The sequence below is a fragment of the Aestuariivirga sp. genome (genome assembly GCF_047600585.1).
In the GTDB taxonomy this organism is placed as follows: Bacteria; Pseudomonadota; Alphaproteobacteria; order Rhizobiales; family Aestuariivirgaceae; genus Aestuariivirga.
Map to the genome: position 1 here is coordinate 2857461 of NZ_JASGKP010000001.1, position 15937 is coordinate 2873397.

Annotated in this window: 15 protein-coding genes; 4 read left to right on the forward strand and 11 right to left on the reverse strand. The window is 63.9% G+C overall.

Annotation, left to right across the window (positions count from 1 at the left end; all coding sequences use genetic code 11):
- The first annotated feature begins 29 nt into the window (after positions 1 to 29).
- From cbiM to nikR, 4 genes are read left to right on the forward strand one after another with little or no spacing between them, the layout of a single operon-like run.
- Entirely contained in the window at positions 30 to 1088 is a 1059-nt protein-coding gene (gene cbiM / locus QM801_RS14135; protein ID WP_415019854.1) for a cobalt transporter CbiM, read from the forward strand.
- A gap of 5 nt (positions 1089 to 1093) precedes the next feature.
- Positions 1094 to 1891, forward strand: a complete 798-nt coding sequence (cbiQ, locus tag QM801_RS14140; RefSeq protein WP_415019855.1) for a cobalt ECF transporter T component CbiQ — start codon at positions 1094 to 1096, stop codon at positions 1889 to 1891.
- On the forward strand, positions 1888 to 2748 hold the full coding sequence (locus QM801_RS14145) for an energy-coupling factor ABC transporter ATP-binding protein (RefSeq protein WP_415019856.1): 861 nt from the start codon (positions 1888 to 1890) through the stop codon (positions 2746 to 2748). Before cbiQ ends, QM801_RS14145 begins: the two co-directional genes overlap by 4 nt.
- Before the next feature lie 18 nt (positions 2749 to 2766).
- A complete protein-coding gene (nikR, locus tag QM801_RS14150; RefSeq protein WP_415019857.1) occupies positions 2767 to 3306 on the forward strand; it encodes a nickel-responsive transcriptional regulator NikR in 540 nt (179 codons plus the stop codon).
- On the opposite strand, the gene urtE is transcribed toward nikR, so the two are convergent.
- From urtE to QM801_RS14205, 11 genes are all read right to left on the reverse strand, one after another.
- Positions 3303 to 3998, reverse strand: a complete 696-nt coding sequence (urtE, locus tag QM801_RS14155) for an urea ABC transporter ATP-binding subunit UrtE (RefSeq protein WP_415019858.1) — start codon at positions 3996 to 3998, stop codon at positions 3303 to 3305. The genes nikR and urtE overlap by 4 nt on opposite strands.
- A 3-nt stretch (positions 3999 to 4001) precedes the next feature.
- Positions 4002 to 4742 (reverse strand): urea ABC transporter ATP-binding protein UrtD, encoded by a 741-nt coding sequence (urtD, locus tag QM801_RS14160; protein WP_415019859.1) that lies wholly within the window; start codon positions 4740 to 4742, stop codon positions 4002 to 4004.
- A complete protein-coding gene (urtC, locus tag QM801_RS14165; protein ID WP_415019860.1) occupies positions 4739 to 5929 on the reverse strand; it encodes an urea ABC transporter permease subunit UrtC in 1191 nt (396 codons plus the stop codon). Before urtC ends, urtD begins: the two co-directional genes overlap by 4 nt.
- Before the next feature lies 1 nt (position 5930).
- Positions 5931 to 7877: an urea ABC transporter permease subunit UrtB gene (gene urtB / locus QM801_RS14170; protein WP_415019861.1), complete on the reverse strand. Its 1947-nt coding sequence runs from the start codon at positions 7875 to 7877 to the stop codon at positions 5931 to 5933.
- Between the two features lie 65 nt (positions 7878 to 7942).
- Positions 7943 to 9241, reverse strand: coding sequence for an urea ABC transporter substrate-binding protein (gene urtA / locus QM801_RS14175; protein ID WP_415019862.1), 1299 nt, complete (start codon positions 9239 to 9241; stop codon positions 7943 to 7945).
- Between the two features lie 218 nt (positions 9242 to 9459).
- Positions 9460 to 10299 carry a 3-keto-5-aminohexanoate cleavage protein gene (locus QM801_RS14180; protein WP_415019863.1) on the reverse strand — a complete coding sequence of 280 codons (840 nt, stop codon included), beginning with the start codon at positions 10297 to 10299 and terminating at the stop codon, positions 9460 to 9462.
- The gene (locus QM801_RS14185; protein ID WP_415020932.1) at positions 10296 to 11162 is read right to left on the reverse strand and encodes an intradiol ring-cleavage dioxygenase; all 867 of its coding nucleotides are present in this window, start codon (positions 11160 to 11162) and stop codon (positions 10296 to 10298) included. The genes QM801_RS14180 and QM801_RS14185 overlap by 4 nt, the downstream gene beginning before the upstream one ends.
- 98 nt (positions 11163 to 11260) lie before the next feature.
- A complete protein-coding gene (locus tag QM801_RS14190; RefSeq protein ID WP_415019864.1) occupies positions 11261 to 13015 on the reverse strand; it encodes an FAD-dependent oxidoreductase in 1755 nt (584 codons plus the stop codon).
- A gap of 13 nt (positions 13016 to 13028) precedes the next feature.
- Entirely contained in the window at positions 13029 to 14060 is a 1032-nt protein-coding gene (locus QM801_RS14195) for a maleylacetate reductase (protein WP_415019865.1), read from the reverse strand.
- Positions 14057 to 15070, reverse strand: coding sequence for a branched-chain amino acid ABC transporter permease (locus tag QM801_RS14200; protein WP_415019866.1), 1014 nt, complete (start codon positions 15068 to 15070; stop codon positions 14057 to 14059). The genes QM801_RS14195 and QM801_RS14200 overlap by 4 nt, the downstream gene beginning before the upstream one ends.
- The gene (locus QM801_RS14205; RefSeq protein WP_415019867.1) at positions 15067 to 15933 is read right to left on the reverse strand and encodes a branched-chain amino acid ABC transporter permease; all 867 of its coding nucleotides are present in this window, start codon (positions 15931 to 15933) and stop codon (positions 15067 to 15069) included. The genes QM801_RS14200 and QM801_RS14205 overlap by 4 nt, the downstream gene beginning before the upstream one ends.
- Positions 15934 to 15937 lie beyond the last annotated feature (4 nt).

Consider the following 15937-nt stretch of genomic DNA (forward strand, 5'->3'; position numbering starts at 1 on the left):
CGTAGTCCTCTCCAGCGAGGACTCATGACATGCATATTCCGGACGGCTATCTCTCCCCCAGCACCTGTGCCCTCACCTTCGCGGCGGCCGCACCTTTCTGGTATGTCGCGTCGCGGAAAGTGAAGAAGGAACTGCACACCCGGGCCGTGCCGCTGATGGCGTTGGTCTCGGCCTTTTCCTTCGTTGTCATGATGTTCAACCTGCCGCTGCCGGGCGGCACCACGGGCCATGCGGTTGGGCTAGGCATTGCGGCGATCGTGCTCGGACCCTGGGCTGCGGTGCTGGCCATATCGGTGGCCCTCGCCATCCAGGCAGTATTCTTCGGCGACGGCGGCATCACCGCGATTGGTGCCAACTGCTTCAACATGGCGGTGATCGGCCCCTTCGTGGCCTATGGCGTCTACCGGCTTCCTTCGGGATCGTCCGATGTCACGTCGATGCGGCGCGTGATTGCCGCAGCGGCAGCAGGCTACATCGGCATGAACGCGGCGGCCCTTGCCGCGGCCATCGAATTCGGCGTGCAGCCCCTGCTGTTCCATGATGCAACCGGCGCGCCGCTCTATGCGCCCTATCCGCTGTCGATCGCAGTCCCCGCCATGATGATCGGGCACCTCACCATCGCAGGCCTAGCCGAGGCCTTCGCAACGGCGGGCCTCGTCGCCATCCTGCAACGCCAGGAGCCTGAGCTTCTGCAACGCTCCGCCGCAACCGCGGCAACTGCATCGTGGTGGACCACGCGCAGGCTCTGGGCCGGACTTGCCGCGATCATGCTGCTGAGTCCGCTCGGCCTGCTCGCTGCCGGCACCGCGTGGGGCGAATGGAGTGCCGAGGATTTTGCCAACCCCGCCGCCCGCCACGAGATCGCCGCGGCGTCGGGCAATGTCCATCCGCCCGATGGCGTGCCTCAGGGATTGGAGAAACTCTCGAGCCTGTGGAGTGCGCCCATTCCGGACTATGCGCCCGCCTTCCTGCAGCATGAGGGGCTGGGCTACATTCTCTCCGCCATGATCGGAACGGGGCTCATCATTCTCGGCTTCCTCGCGGTGGGTGTATTGCGCGCGCGCCTCTCCGCCGCACCGCGCGGCTGACGCCCATGGGCCTCTTCCACAGCCTTGACGATGTGGAGCGCCACGCGCTTGACGCCGAACGGACGACGGAGAGGCCGGGCCTGCTGCAGGGCCTCGAGCCACGCATCAAGGTTGTCGGACTGCTGGCGCTCGTCATTGCGGCAACCGCAACGCACTCGCTGCTGACGCTGTCTGCGCTCTTTGCGCTTGCCGTGCTGCTGGGGCTTGCGTCGAACGTCTCTGTGTTCCGTCTGGCGCGGCAGGTGTGGCTCGGCGTGCTGCTGTTCACAGGCGCGATTGCATTGCCCTCGCTTTTCCTTGTGCCGGGTGCAACGATCGCGCGTCTGCCGCTTCTGGGCTGGGAAATTTCGGCGCAGGGCGTGCGAAGTGCCGCCTTCCTGCTGGGCCGCGCGGAAACCTCCGCCACCTTCGCGGCTCTTCTCGTTCTGACCACGCCGTGGCCCCATGTGCTGAAGGCGCTGAGCAGCCTTGGCGTTCCCGATGCCATTGTCGCCGTGCTCGGCATGACCTACCGCTACATCTTCGTGCTGCTGCGCACAGCGGGCGAGATCATGGAGGCGCGGCGCAGCCGCATCATGTCGCGCATGGACAGGAGCGCCCGCCGCCGCCTGCTGATCACCACGCTCGGTGCGCTGCTGGGCAAGTCGCTGGCGCTGGCGCAGGACGTCCACACCGCCATGATCGCGCGCGGCTATCGTGGGCAGGTGCGGCTTCTCAACGATTTCCGCACGCGCGGGCGGGACTGGCTCTTTCTCGCCGCCACGCTGCTGGTGCCCGCATCCATTTATGGCTTGAGCCTGTGAACGAGCCCCTCTTCCGCTTCTCCGGCGTGGGATACGCCTATGGGTCCGCCCCCGCACTGAAGGACATCACTCTCGAGGTGCGTGCCGGCGAGAAGATCTCGCTGCTCGGCGCCAACGGCTCCGGCAAGTCGACCCTGCTCCGCCTGATGGATGCCCTGTGCTTTGCCAGCGCGGGCACGGCCACCGCCTTCGGCACGCCGCTCACTTCCAATGCCTTCGCCGATCAGGACACCAACATCGCCTTTCGCCGCCGGGTGGGCCTCGTCTTCCAGAATCCGGACGTGCAGATGTTCAACCCCACCGTCACAGATGAACTGGCCTTCGGGCCCTTGCAACTGGGCTGGAGCACCGACGAGGTGAAGCGCGCCATCGCGGAGATGCTGGTGCGGTTCAATCTCACCCACCTCAAGGACCGCCCGCCACACCGCCTTTCGGGCGGCGAGAAGAAGCGGGTTGCCATCGCCTCGGTGCTGATCAGCAAGCCTGACGTGCTGCTGCTCGACGAGCCGACGGCGGCCCTCGACCCCGCCAGCAAGACCGATCTCGTCACCTTCCTCGCGCGCGAGCTTGGCCAAACGCAGACGGTGATCACGGCCACCCACGACCTCGACATCGTCGAAGACATCTCGTCCCGCGCCATCGTGCTGGACCGGGGCAGCATTGCCGCCGATGGCGCCACGCTCGACATCATCCATGACACAGGGCTCTTGCAGCGGACCCATCTGGTCTTCGCGCACCATCACAGCCACCCCAAGGCGGGACCCTATGGCAAGAGCCATTCCCACATTCACGAGCCAGCAACGCAGGACAAGGCGCAAGGCCCCTCCTTCGCCTTCGATCATGACGGCAAGGCCTGACGCAAGGAGACCCGGTCCATGCAGCGCATCACCATCACGCTTGACGACGATCTCACCCGCGAACTCGACGGCTTCATGGCAGCAACGGGCGGCGCCAATCGCTCCGAGGTGATCCGCGACCTGGTGCGCCGCGGACTCTCGTCCCGGCCCGAAGCGCCGCGCAATGCCGGGTGCTATGGCGTCATCTCCTGCGCGGTGGACCAGTCGGTGCGCAATCTCTCCTCGCGCGTGCCGCAGAGCCGCCTCGACCACCATGACCAGACCATTGCCGCGCTTTCCGTGCCGCTTGATCACTCCACCTCGATCGAGGTGACAGTGATGAAGGGCCGGGTCACCGATGTGCAGCAGTTTGCCGAGAGCCTGTTCCTGGAGCGTGGCGTGGTGCACGGCACGCTCGGCCTCATTCCCGTGACGCAGGACAAGTCCACCCGCCACGTGCACAGCCACGGCGGCGGCGCGCCACATGAACACTCGCACACGAAGGTGCAGAGCAGCTTCGGCGAGCGCGCCAGCTACGAGCTGAAGGATGTGGCGCTCAAGCCAGCGAAGCCTCGCTAGACCGATACCCGCCGGAGAACCTCGTCCTTCGAGACGGATGACTTCTCGCCGCTCAGCGTGACCGCGCCCCGCTCCATAACCACGAATTCATCGGCGAGGTCGTAGGCGAAGTCGAAGTATTGCTCGACCAGCACGATCGCCATCCTGCCCTGATCGCGGAGATAGCGGATCACCCGGCCGATCTGCTGGATGATGTTGGGCTGGATGCCTTCGGTCGGTTCATCCAGCAAGAGAAGCTTGGGCTGCATGATCAGCGCCCGGCCAATGGCCAACTGCTGCTGCTGCCCACCCGAAAGATCGCCACCGCGGCGGCGCTGCATTTCCTTGAGCACCGGGAAGAGCTCGAAGATTTCGTCTGGGATCTTCCGGGCATTGCGCGGCAGGCAGGTGAAGCCGGTTTCGAGGTTCTCGCGCACGGTGAGGAGCGGGAAGATTTCGCGGCCCTGCGGCACATAGGCGACGCCGAGATGGGCGAGTTCGTCCGCCCCCGGCTTTGCAAGGGTGCGGCCATCCAGCGCGATCTCGCCGCCGGACCGGTGATGCACGCCGGCAATGGCCTTGAGCAGGCTCGTCTTGCCGACACCGTTCCGGCCCATGACGCAGGTGACCTTGCCGACATTGGCGGAGAGCGAGACGCCGTTCAGAATCTGCGACTGCTTGTAGTGGAGCGTGAGGTCCTTGACGGTCAGCATCGCTCAGCGCCCCAGATAGACATCGATCACCTGCTGGTTGGAGGTGACGTGATCGAGCGTGCCTTCGGCCAGCACCGAACCTTCGTGCAGCACGGTCACCTTGCACTCGAGGCGGCGCACGAATTCCATGTCGTGCTCCACCACGATCACGGCGCGGGTCTTGGCGGCGCGCTTGAGGAGATCGGTGGTGTGCTCGCGCTCGGCGGGCGTCATGCCTGCGGCGGGTTCGTCTACCAGGAGGAGACGCGGCTCCTGCGCCAGCAGCATGCCGATTTCCAGCCACTGCTTCTGGCCGTGGGAAAGTTCGCCCGCACGGCGCGGCAGTTCGGCGCTGAGGCCGACCTCGGCGGCAATGCTTCCGATCTTCTCGTCAATGTCCGGCCGCTCCCGGTGAAGCAGCGAGGCAATGGGACCGCGCTTCGATTTCAGCGCCATCATCAGGTTGTCGCGCACCGACTGCATTTCGAACACGGTGGGGCGCTGGAATTTGCGGCCGATGCCCGCTTGCGCGATCTGGCTTTCCGACATGGAGAGCAGGCTGACCGGAGGCGAACCCCAGATGACTTCACCGATGTCAGGCTTCGTCTTGCCTGTGACGATATCCATGAAGGTGGTCTTGCCGGCACCATTGGGTCCGATCACGGCGCGCATCTCGGTTTCGGCAATGGAGAAGGAGAGATTGTTGATGGCCTTGAAGCCATCGAAGGACACCGAGATGCCGGCCACTTCCAGAAGCGAGTTCATGGCTTCACCCTGCGCACGAAGAGATCGACAAGACCGCCAAGACCATTGGGGGCAAAGAGTGTCACCAGCACGAAGCCGAGGCCGAGCAGCACCTGCCACCAGTCCACCCACTGGATGGTGTAGAAGCCGAGCGGGATGTCGGGCGCCTGCCCGCCGGTGAACCAGCTCGAGAGCAGCGACACCGCGGCGGCCCCGATCACCGCGCCGTAGAGACGCCCGCGTCCGCCGATCGCCACCCAGACGGCGAGATAGATGGAGGCGATGGGCGCGATTTCGGCGGGGTTGATGATGCCGGCCTGCGGGTAATAGAGCGCGCCCGCGATGGCGGCGATGAGGGCGGTCACCGTGAAGACGAAGAGCTTATAGGTTTCAACCGCATAGCCGAGGAACCTCACGCGCGGTTCATCATCGCGGATGGCGCGGATGATGTTGCCGAACTTGCCGCTCACCATCCAGGCCGCGAAGAGATAGCCGAGGCCCAGCGCCAGCGCCGAGGCCCAGAGGAACCAGAGCGAGACGATGGATTGCGGCACGTCATCGAGGCCCGGAATGTTCTGCAAACCGGAGAGGCCGTTGTTGCCGCGGAGACCGCTGTCGTTCTGGAAAAGATAGAGCGAGAGCGCCAGCGTCATGGCCTGGGTGAGGATGGAGAGATAGACGCCCGTCACGCGCGACCGGAAGGCAAGCCAGCCGAAGACAAGGGCGAGGAGGCCGGGCACCAGCAGCACGAGGATGAGCTGCATGGTGAGGCTTCCGGCGAAGTGCCAGACGAAGGGAATCTCCGCCCCGCCGACCACGCCGAAGATCTGGGTGCCGATGGCGTCGCGCACTTCCTGCGCGGTGGGCGGCAGGGCCTGTTGGGCCATGGAGGCGAGAACGATGTCCTCGGTGCGGGCATACATGAGCCACATGCCGATCATGTAGCCGCCCAGGCCGAAGAAGGCGAAATGGCCGAGCGAGAGGATGCCGCAATAGCCCCAGACCAGATCCATGGCGACGGCGATGAGGCAGAGGCAGAGCGTCTTGCCCAGGGTCTTCACGAAGCTGGTGGAGATGAGACCCGCACCCGCCGCATCAGACATCACCGTCACCACGATGGTGAACAGCGCCAGCGCCAGGATGAAGATCATCACCGAGGGTTCGCGGATGAGGAGGAAGCGGGGCTTCGCCGGTGTCACATCCGTCATCTCAATCTCCCGCCGCACGTCCGCGCAGCGCGATGATGCCGCGCGGCCGGAACTGGATGAAGATGATGATGAAGATGATCATGTAGGTCTGTGCCGCCAGCGTATTGGACGGGTTGAACCACTCGATGATCTTCTGGAGGATGCCGATCAGGCTGGCGCCGGCGAGCGTGCCCCAGATGTTGCCGACACCGCCCACCACCACCGCCATGAAGCTCTGCACGATATAGTTCGAGCCAACCTCGGAGGTGACCTGCGCGAAGAGGCCGATGGCGACGCCCGCGATGCCGGCAATGCCGGAACCAAGCCCGAAGGTGAGCATGTTGATGCGGTTGGGATTGATGCCCATGGAGGCTGCCATGCGGCGGTTCTGCGTCACCGCGCGCACCTCGAGGCCAAGCCGTGTGTGGCGGAGGATGAGGAGCAGCACGGCGAGGAAGATGAGGGCGAGAAAAAAGATGGCGATGCGGATGTAGCTGATGGAGACGATGTCGTTCACCACCCACGAGCCATCGAGCCAGGCGGGCGCGGTGAGGGGCCGGGCCTGCGTGCCGAAGATGTTCTTGGCGATCTGCTGGAGCGCAATTGAAATGCCGAAGGTGGCCAGCAATGTTTCCAGCGGCCGGTGCATGAGATGGCGGATGACCAGCCGCTCCATGGCGACCCCTGCCAAGAAGGTGACGCAAAAGGCGAGCGGCAGGGCGACGATGATGGAGACCGTGTAGTCGGGAATCCAGAGCTGCACGACATAGCCCGTGTAGGCGCCCATCATGATGAACTCGCCATGGGCCATGTTGATGACGCCCATCACGCCGAAGGTGATGGCAAGGCCGATGGCGGCGAGGAAGTAGATGGAGGCAAGCGACAGCGCATCAAGCGAGAGATCGAAGACCTGGTTCACTGCGACGCTGCGCGAGATGGAGCCGAGGGTGGCGATGGCAGCCTGCGTCACCGGGAAGGACGGCTCGGCATATTGCTCATAAAAGGCATTTGCGGTGACGGCCCTGGCCTGCTCCGCGGTCGTGGGTGACGGCTTGACCACGCCCTGCTGCACCAGCGCGGCATAGGCCTTGTCCCGGGCTTCTTCGGTATTGAGCTGGTCGCGGCGAAGGCCGCCCACCGCGCCATCCTTCATGTTGGCGGCAAGCGCCGTGTTGCGCTCGGCGGGCAGCACGCGGGGCGGCGCCAGTTGCGCTGATACGAGAAGATCATAGGCCTCGCTGGTGGTGATGTCGGCGCCCACCTTCAGTTGGCGGGCGATGTTCACGTCCTTCGGGACGGTGGCGGCGGCCTTGCGCTCGGTGGCGAGCAACGGATTGAGGGCGGAGCGCACGTCAACCGCAATGTCGCCCTCGAAGCTCTTGATGGCGGCCACGCGCTCGTCCGGCGTGGCGCCGAAGCGGATGGTGAGAAGGCGGGCCAACCGTTCCTTGCGCTGCTTCAGCACCGCATCCGTCTCGCCTTCGATCGAGGCGCGCAAGGGCGCCAATTGTGCCGCATCGGCCTTGCGTTCGAGATCGGCAAGGGCCGCCGCGCGGCGGGCCGGGTCGGCATCGCTCAACTGGAATTGCACGAGCGCACCCGTAACGAGCGCCTGCACGCCGGCATTGGGTTTGACCTGATCGATCTCGCCCTTCTGGGCCGTGCCCGCCTCCTTGCCGGTGGCGATGTCGATCAGTTTGAAATTCTCGCCGTCTTTCTCGACGGTGAAAAATGCGCCGTCTGCCTTGCGGACCCAGACCTCGCGCTTTCCCCATTTCTCGAGGAAGGGCTGCACGCCCTCTGCACCGCTTGCGAGCAGGTCCTTGATGACAGTTTCGGCGGTGGCGCGGGAGGGCTTGGCGATGGCTGCCTGGTTCTTTGCCAGCAACGCTTCAAGGCCCTCGGCCTGGGCCCATGAGGGCACGGCACAGTAGAGCAGCAGAAGGACCGCCATCAGAAAAGACCGCATCAGCACTCCGCGCGTGGGGGAAAAGCGGGGAGAGCCCGAAGACTCTCCCCGTCGTGATGCGAGGCTCAGTAGTTGGACTTCAACTGAACGCAGGTCTTGGTTTCCTTGTTGTACATGCCGCACTTCAAGGTCTTCCAGTCAGACTCGAGCACGGCCGATTCCGGCAGGAAGTCGGTCCAGGCGTCGCCAGGAACCGGATCGGTCTTGCTGATGATGTCGAATTGGCCGTCGGCCTTGATTTCGCCGATCAGCACCGGCTTGGTGAGATGGTGGTTCGGCAGCATCTCGGCAGTGCCGCCCGTGAGGTTCGGGAACTTCTGGCCGACCATGGCATCGATCACCGGATCGACGTCGGTGGTCTTGGCGGCAGTGACGGCGTTCACCCACATGTTGAAGCCGATGTAGTGGGCTTCCATGGGGTCGTTGGTGACGCGCTTGTCGTTCTTGATGAACTTCTTCCACTCGGCGATGAAGGCCTTGTTTTCGGGCGTATCGGCGCTTTCGAAGTAGTTCCAGGCGGCGAGATGGCCGACGAGGTTGGTGGTGTCGAGACCGGAGAGCTCTTCTTCACCCACCGAGAAGGCGACGACCGGAATGTCCTCGGCCTTGATGCCTTGCGCGGCGAGTTCCTTGTAGAAGCCCACGTTGGCGTCGCCGTTGATGGTGGAGACCACGCCCACCTTCTTGCCGTCGGCGCCCAGCGCCTTCACGTCGGAGACGATCTTCGACCAGTCGGAGTGGCCGAAGGGCGTATAGTTCACGAAAATATCGGATTCCGGAATGCCCTTCGACTTCAGATAGGCATCGAGAATCTTGTTGGTGGTGCGCGGATAGACATAGTCGGTGCCGAGGAGAGCGAACTTCTTCACGCCGAGTTCGTTCAGGTAATAGTCGACCGCGGGAATGGCTTGCTGGTTTGGCGCAGCACCGGTGTAGAAGACATTCTTGGAGCTTTCCTCGCCTTCATACTGCACAGGATAGAAGAGAAGACCGTTCAGTTCTTCGATCACGGGGAGCACGGACTTGCGGCTGACCGAGGTCCAGCAGCCGAACATGACGGCGACCTTGTTGACGGTGAGAAGTTCGCGGGCCTTTTCGGCGAAGAGCGGCCAGTCCGAGGCGGGGTCGACGACGACCGCTTCCAGCTTCTTGCCGAGCACGCCGCCCTTGGCGTTCTGCTGCTCGATCAGCATCAGCATGGTGTCCTTCAGCGTCGTTTCCGAAATGGCCATCGTGCCGGAGAGCGAGTGGAGAATGCCGATCTTGATCGTGTCGTCGGCGGCAAAGACGGGAGACGAAAGTGCGGTGCCGGCGATGACTGCGGGAATTCCCTTCAGCAGCGAGCGGCGAGAAATCTTGTTCATTGGACGGTCCCTTCCTGTTTTTGTGTGCCTGTGCACCGCGGTAGGAAGTTGCAGCCCTCATGCCAGATTCTGCACGCGTGGCAGACCAGAGAGATTCGATGGCGATTTCAAATTGTTAAGAAAGGGTTGATGGACAATTCATCACCCCGCTGAGCGATTGCGCTGACTGGATTTTGTGCGCTGCGGCGATGGCCTGCCTTACTCTTGTGCGAGCCCAATTAATGGGCAGGCTGTTTCAAGCCTAGAACCTGTCGCGCCTGCTGCCAGGTTGCTACGGGCCTGTTGTAGCGGGCGCAGAGATCGACGGCCCGCTTCACCAGTGCGGCATTGGAGGGCGCCAGCGTCTCGCGGTCGAGGCGGACATTGTCCTCCATGCCGGTGCGGGTGTGGCCGCCCTTGGCGATGCACCACTCGTTGATGGTGATCTGCGCCTGGCCGATGCCGGCGGCGCACCACTGCGAACCGGGGGCAAGGCGGTTCAGCGTCTCGATATAGAAATCGAAGATGCGCTCGTCAGCGGGCATGGCGTTCTTCACGCCCATGACGAACTGCACATAGAGCGGCCCCTTGAGGCGGCCGTCCTTCAGCATGGCCGCAGCCTGCACGATGTGGGAGAGGTCAAACGCCTCGATCTCGGGCTTGATGCCGTAGGTGATCATTTCGCCGGCGAGCCAGTCCACGAGGTCCGGCGGGTTCTCGTAAACACGGGTCGGGAAATTGTTGGAGCCGACGGTGAGCGAGGCCATGTCCGGACGCAAGGGCAGCATGCCGCCCCGCGCCTTGCCGGCACCGGAGCGGCCACCGGTGGACAATTGCACGATCATGCCGGGGCAATGCTTCTCGATCCCCTCCTTCAGCCGGGCGAAGCGCTCTGGGTCAGACGTCGGCTTTCCGTCGTCGTCCCTCACGTGGCAGTGGGCGATCGAGGCACCCGCCTCGAAGGCTTCCTGCGTGCTTTCGATCTGTTCGGCGATGCTGATGGGCACGGCGGGATTGTTCTCCTTGGTGGGGAGAGAGCCCGTGATGGCCACGCAGATGATGCAGGGGGTGTTGCTCATGCCTTGGCCATCACCACGTTCCACTCCACCTGCCGGAAGGGATTGGGCAGGCCGAGTTCTGCTGCACGGGCGGGATCATCCACCATCTTGAAGTCGGCGATCAGGCTTTCCTTCACGCCGAACACGGCGTCATCGGCAAGCCACGGGCAATCCGGCGTGAAGATGTGGGTGATGAGCTTCTCGTATCCCGGTGCCGAGACCATGAAGTGCAGGTGGGCCGGGCGATTGTAGTTGCGGTCCAGCGCCACCAGCAGGTCGCCCACCGGGCCATCGAAGGGAATGGGGTAATAGCGCGGATAGGCAGAGCGGAAGCCCCAGCGGCCCTTCTCGTCGGAATGGAAGATGCCGCGCAGGTTCATCTCGGGCTGGATGCCCTTCTGCTGCACGTCGTAGAAGCCGTCCTCGTTCGCCTGCCAGACCTCGAGCTTGGCGCCCGGAATGGGACGGCCCTTGTTGTCGATCACCCTGCCGAAGACCCAGACGGGCTCACCCTTGCCATCAAGGCAGATGTTTGCGCCATACTCATACTGCGGCGCATTCGGAATGTAGAAGGGTCCTAGCACCGTCGATTCCGTTTCGCCTGACATCTTCTCGTGATTGAGGCTTTCGACCAGCATCGAAACGCCAAGCACATCCGAGAGCAGGATGTATTCCTGCCGCCACTCGTTGCAGATCTGCCCGGTGCGGGTGAGGAAGTTGATGCCGTAGTTCCACTCGTCCATGGTGGGGCGGGCTTCCTTGATGAAGGCATGGAGGTGCTTCACCAGCGTATCGAGCAGGAACTTGGCGCGCTTGTTGGCCTTGGGACCGACGCGGCCCTGCACCACCTTCACGGAATCCTTCACCGTGAAGTAGTAGCTCATCTTGCGCGCTGGCTTTTTCGCAGCCTTCTTGGCTGACTTTTTCGCGGCTGCCTTCTTCGCAGGCTTTCCGGCTTTCGCTTTTGCTGTCTTGGCCATGATCAATGCCCCAGGACTGATTTGAGTGCCGACATGAGATCCTTCTCGGCGGTCTTGCTCGCCGTCATGGCGCGCCAGGCGACATGATGATCGGGACGGACGAGCAGGCAGCCGGCATCTGCGATTTCGCGGGCGCGGGCCCAGTCGCCGACATAGTCTTCGTAGTCGCGGCGGGGACCGATGACGCGGGTCTCGATCTCGAGGCCGAGCGCCTTGCCTGCCGCCTTCGCCGCAGCCACCCAGGCTTCACCGCCGATGCCGGTGAGCACCGTGAACTTGCCGTGGCCGCAGAGATCGAGCGTCGAATGCTTGCCGCCCAGCTTGTCAAAGACCCAGGCGTGGGGAATGCGGGCACCCGGGTGCGTGGTGGGCACATAGTGCAGTTCCATGTCGATGCCCGCACCCGGCGCGGTCGTTCCATCGGGGATGACGGCGCTTGAGGCATAGCGCTGGTTCATTTCAACGCCGTGGCAATCGAACTCGTACTTCTTGAATGCGATCGCCTTGCGCAGCGCCTCGCGCTGCTTCTCGGCGGCATCGCTGGTATCGCAGCGGGCATCCATGTTGCGCTGGATCTTGGCATGATCGACGCCGCCATCCATGCCCAGCGCTTCGAAGATCGGACCGAATTCGGCGATGGACTTGTTGGCGCGGGTGACGATCTGCTTGGCCACGGGTGCGCGCTCGGCCGTGTAGGTGTCGAGCAGCTTCTGTGTGGCGGCACCCTTAATCACCATGGCGAGCTTCCAGGCGAGATTGAAACCGTCCTGGATCGAGGTGTTGGAGCCGAGGCCGTTGGAGGGCGGGTGGCGGTGTGCAGCATCACCCATGATGAAGACACGGCCCTTCTGCAGCTGGGTCGCATACATGTTGTTCACCGTCCAGGTGTTGGCGGAGATGAGATCGATCTCGAGCTTGGGATCGCCCACCAGCTGGCGCGCCACGTTCGTCGCCATGGCCTTGTCAACCTGCGGCGGCGGCTGGTTGATGTCGTAGCCCCAGACGATCAGCCACTCGTTCCACGGCCGCACCATGCGCACGAGGCCCATGCCGATGCCGCCCACATCCGCACCGGGCTGCATCACCCAGTAGAGAACCGAGGGGCGGTGCGCCACATACTTCGAGAGATCGGCGCGGAAGAGGATGTTCATGGAGCCGCCCACGCCCATCTTGCCTTCGAAGGGCAGCTTCTCGGTTTCGGCGACGAGCGAATTGCCGCCGTCGGCGCCGACGAGATACTTGCAGCGCACGGTGAAGTCCTTGCCGGTGAGCTTGTCGCGGCAGGTGACGGTGACGCCATCCTTGTCCTGCACGTGGCTCAGGTATTCGCAGGACATGCGGGCCTGGGTGCCGCGCGAACAGGCCGTCTCGAACAGGATCGGTTCGCTGAAGGTCTGCGGCAGGTCGTTCATCTTGCAGGGCGAGGAGAGTTCATGTTCGGCGCGGGAGGTGGGCGAGGTGCCCCAGCTCTTCATGCGGCCCAGCTCTTCGCCCGCCAGCGAGACGCAGAAGACGTTCTCGCCCATCAGGTCCTGCTCGGTGCCGTAGAGATAGACTTCGTCCTCCACCTCGCGGCCAAGGTCGCGGAACACTTCCATGCAGCGCTGGTTGGTGATGTGGGCGCGCGGCGTGTTGGCCAGCCAGCGGTAGCGGTTGATCATGAAGTTCTCGATGCCGTAGCTCGAGAGCAGCGCCGCCGTGGCGCTTCCGGCGGGGCCGGTTCCGATGATCATGACGTCTGTGGTGATGTCGGCCATTCTGTCCTCCGGTCTATGCGGGTCTGCGCCCGTTGAATGCATTGTCGAGAAGTATGCGGATCGCGGCGCGGTCGAGCGGCCGCGGATTGGGATAAGGATTGGCGACGGCAATCTCCGCCGCCTTGTCGAGCTGGTCTTCCGTCATGCCCAGCACTTTGAGCGACAGGGGGGCACCGAGGCGTTGCGCCAGATCAAAGAGGCCCCCTGCCGCGCTCTTGCTGCCGAGTGCTCGGGCAATCCGCGCCATGGCGTCATCGGCGCCCACGGCATTGTAGGCCGTGGCATGGGGCAGGATCACTGTGTGTGTTTCCGAGTGTGGCATGTTGAAGGTGCCGCCCAGCACATGGCAAAGCTTGTGGTGCAGCGCCATGGAGACGGAGCCGAGCACCGCGCCGCAGAGCCACGCGCCATAGAGCGCTTCGTCCTGCCCCGGCTTGCCCTTGGGGAGCGCCGTTGCCAGCGCGCGGATACCCTCTTCCGCCATCAGCGAGACGATGGGGTTGCCATCGACCGCGTAAAGTCCTTCCACCGCATGGGCGATGGCGTTCATGCCCGAAGTGGCAGCGAACTGCGCTGGCAAGGTGCCGAGGAGATCGGGATCATAGATCACCGCTTCCGGCTGGATCTTCGCATCCCGCTTGGTGACCTTGGCGCCATCTGCCGTTTCGCCGAGGATGTTGGTCATCTCGGAACCGGCGTAACTCGTGGGGATCACCAGCTGCGGGCAATCGGTGCGGAAGGCGATGGCCTTGCCAAGGCCGGTGGACGATCCGCCGCCCAGCGCGATGGTGCCGTCACAGCGTTCCGCATTGAAGACGGCGATTGCCTTGTCAGTCACATCGGTGGGGGTGTGCATGGCTGCACCCGCAAAGCCCACGCCACCCGTGGCTTTCACGATGTTGTTGCCGGAGTCTGCCTGGTGCGAGGTGGTGATGACAAGCGGCCGGGTGATGCCGAGCCGCTTTGCTTCCGCGGCGGCCTCGCTCACCTTGCCGCGCCCGAAGACGACGCGGATGGGAAGGGCTGCATAGACGAAGGGGTTCATGTGCGATCCTCCCTGACGTGATATCCCGTGGGGAAAAGCGAGATGTTCCAGCGCTGCGCGACATAGCCCCAGATGCCCTTGGGTGCGACCAGCATGATGATGATGGCGAGCGCACCCAGGAACAGGAGATAGATGGTGCCGAGGTCGGCGAGGAATTCGCGCAGCAGGAAATAGACGATTGTGCCGATGATCGGGCCCTCGATGGTGCCGATGCCGCCGATCACCACGATGAAGATGACGAAGGCGGTGTAGTCGTTGACGCTGAAGGCGGCATCCGGCGAGACGCGGATCTTCTGCAAGGCCACGACCGTGCCCACCATGGCGGTGAGGCCCGCAACCGAGACATAGACGGCATACTTGATGCGGCGGATGTTGATGCCGAGGCTGGAGGAAGCCACTTCGCTGTCGCGGATGGCGGTGAGGGCAAGGCCGATGCGCGAACGGAGCAGCACATAGATGATGGCGAGGGCGCCCACGCCGAGCACGAGGGTCAGCCAGTAGATCTGGGCTTCGCGCCAGAACTTCGAGGTGGCGAGCGTCTGCATCACCTTGGCGGGCAGCGAAATGCCGGAGCCGCCGCCGAGGCCGATCACGCCAAGCTGCGCCACGAGCAGGCGGAAGACCTCCGCCACCACCCAGGTGCCGATGGCGAAGTAGGCCCCTTGAAGACGAAACACGAGCTTGCCCACCGGCAGCGCGACGATCACCGCGAGCAGACCCGCCACCGGAATGGCGAGATAGGGATGAATGCCGAAAAGAAGCGCCGCCGCCACCACGGTGTAGATGCCGAGCCCGACATAGGCCTGCTGCCCCACCGAGACGAGGCCGGTGTAGCCCGCGAGCAGGTTCCACAGTGAAGCAAGCGCCAGATAGACCATCATCTCGCCGATGAGGCGGAGCGTGGCGGTCGAACCCCACCAGGGCGCGGCGATGAGAATGACGATGAGCGCGAGGGCCGCCACACCTGCGATACGGCTTGCCTGTGTGGCGCGGGTGATGGCGGCGCTCATCCGTCCATCCTCGGGAAGAGGCCGCGCGGGCGGATGGCGAGCACGATCAGGAACACGATGTGCCCGGCCAGCACCTGCCAGCCGGGATTGATCTGCGCGCCGATGCCCTGCGCCACGCCAAGGATGACGCCGCCTGCGAGCGTGCCCCAGAGATTGCCGAGGCCGCCGATGATCACGGCTTCAAAGCCGAAGATGAGGCGGCCCGGGCCGATCGCCGGATCGAAATTGGCGCGCACGCCGAGGAAGACGCCGGCAATGGCAACCACACCAAGACAGAGCGCCATGGCCGAAGCATAGACCTTGCGCTTGTCGAGGCCCATGAGCAGCGCCGTTTCGGAATCATCCGAGGTGGCACGGAAGGCGCGGCCCAAAGCCGTTCTGTAGAACAGGTATTGCAGGCCGAGGATGACGGCAATCGCCACCACGAACTGGAGAAGCGGCAGGTAGCCGATGTCGACCCCCGGCAGCAGCGGGAAAGACGCGGTTTCGAGCGTGCCGGCATTGAGCTTGCGGCTGTCGGCGGTGAAGGCGGCGAGCAGCCCGTTCTGGATGATGACGGAGAGGCCGAAGGTCACCAGCAGCGGCGGCAGGATGTCCTTGCCCAGCGTGCGGTTGAGAATGCCGCGCTGCAGGGCGTAGCCGAAGGCCATGGCGATGGGGACGACGATGAGGAGGCTGACAAGCGGGTGCAGCCCGGTGACATAGACAACCGACCAGGCGAGATAGGCCACCGCCACGATGAGATCACCATGGGCGATGTTGACGAGGCGCATGACGCCAAAGATCAGCGACAGGCCGGCGGCGAAAAGCGCATAGAGCCCGCCCACCAGAACGCCCTGAATGATGATGTTGACCCAGATCATGCCC

What these genes read in the sequence shown, in the direction of transcription:
- cbiM (WP_415019854.1), top strand. Translation starts at nt 30, where the DNA reads ATGCATATTCCGGACGGCTATCTCTCCCCCAGCACCTGTGCCCTCACC.
- cbiQ (WP_415019855.1), top strand. Translation starts at nt 1,094, where the DNA reads ATGGGCCTCTTCCACAGCCTTGACGATGTGGAGCGCCACGCGCTTGAC.
- nikR (WP_415019857.1), top strand. Translation starts at nt 2,767, where the DNA reads ATGCAGCGCATCACCATCACGCTTGACGACGATCTCACCCGCGAACTC.
- urtE (WP_415019858.1), bottom strand. Translation starts at nt 3,998, where the DNA reads ATGCTGACCGTCAAGGACCTCACGCTCCACTACAAGCAGTCGCAGATT.
- urtD (WP_415019859.1), bottom strand. Translation starts at nt 4,742, where the DNA reads ATGAACTCGCTTCTGGAAGTGGCCGGCATCTCGGTGTCCTTCGATGGC.
- urtC (WP_415019860.1), bottom strand. Translation starts at nt 5,929, where the DNA reads ATGACGGATGTGACACCGGCGAAGCCCCGCTTCCTCCTCATCCGCGAA.
- urtB (WP_415019861.1), bottom strand. Translation starts at nt 7,877, where the DNA reads ATGCGGTCTTTTCTGATGGCGGTCCTTCTGCTGCTCTACTGTGCCGTG.
- urtA (WP_415019862.1), bottom strand. Translation starts at nt 9,241, where the DNA reads ATGAACAAGATTTCTCGCCGCTCGCTGCTGAAGGGAATTCCCGCAGTC.
- QM801_RS14180 (WP_415019863.1), bottom strand. Translation starts at nt 10,299, where the DNA reads ATGAGCAACACCCCCTGCATCATCTGCGTGGCCATCACGGGCTCTCTC.
- QM801_RS14185 (WP_415020932.1), bottom strand. Translation starts at nt 11,162, where the DNA reads ATGAGCTACTACTTCACGGTGAAGGATTCCGTGAAGGTGGTGCAGGGC.
- QM801_RS14190 (WP_415019864.1), bottom strand. Translation starts at nt 13,015, where the DNA reads ATGGCCGACATCACCACAGACGTCATGATCATCGGAACCGGCCCCGCC.
- QM801_RS14195 (WP_415019865.1), bottom strand. Translation starts at nt 14,060, where the DNA reads ATGAACCCCTTCGTCTATGCAGCCCTTCCCATCCGCGTCGTCTTCGGG.
- QM801_RS14200 (WP_415019866.1), bottom strand. Translation starts at nt 15,070, where the DNA reads ATGAGCGCCGCCATCACCCGCGCCACACAGGCAAGCCGTATCGCAGGT.
- QM801_RS14205 (WP_415019867.1), bottom strand. Translation starts at nt 15,933, where the DNA reads ATGATCTGGGTCAACATCATCATTCAGGGCGTTCTGGTGGGCGGGCTC.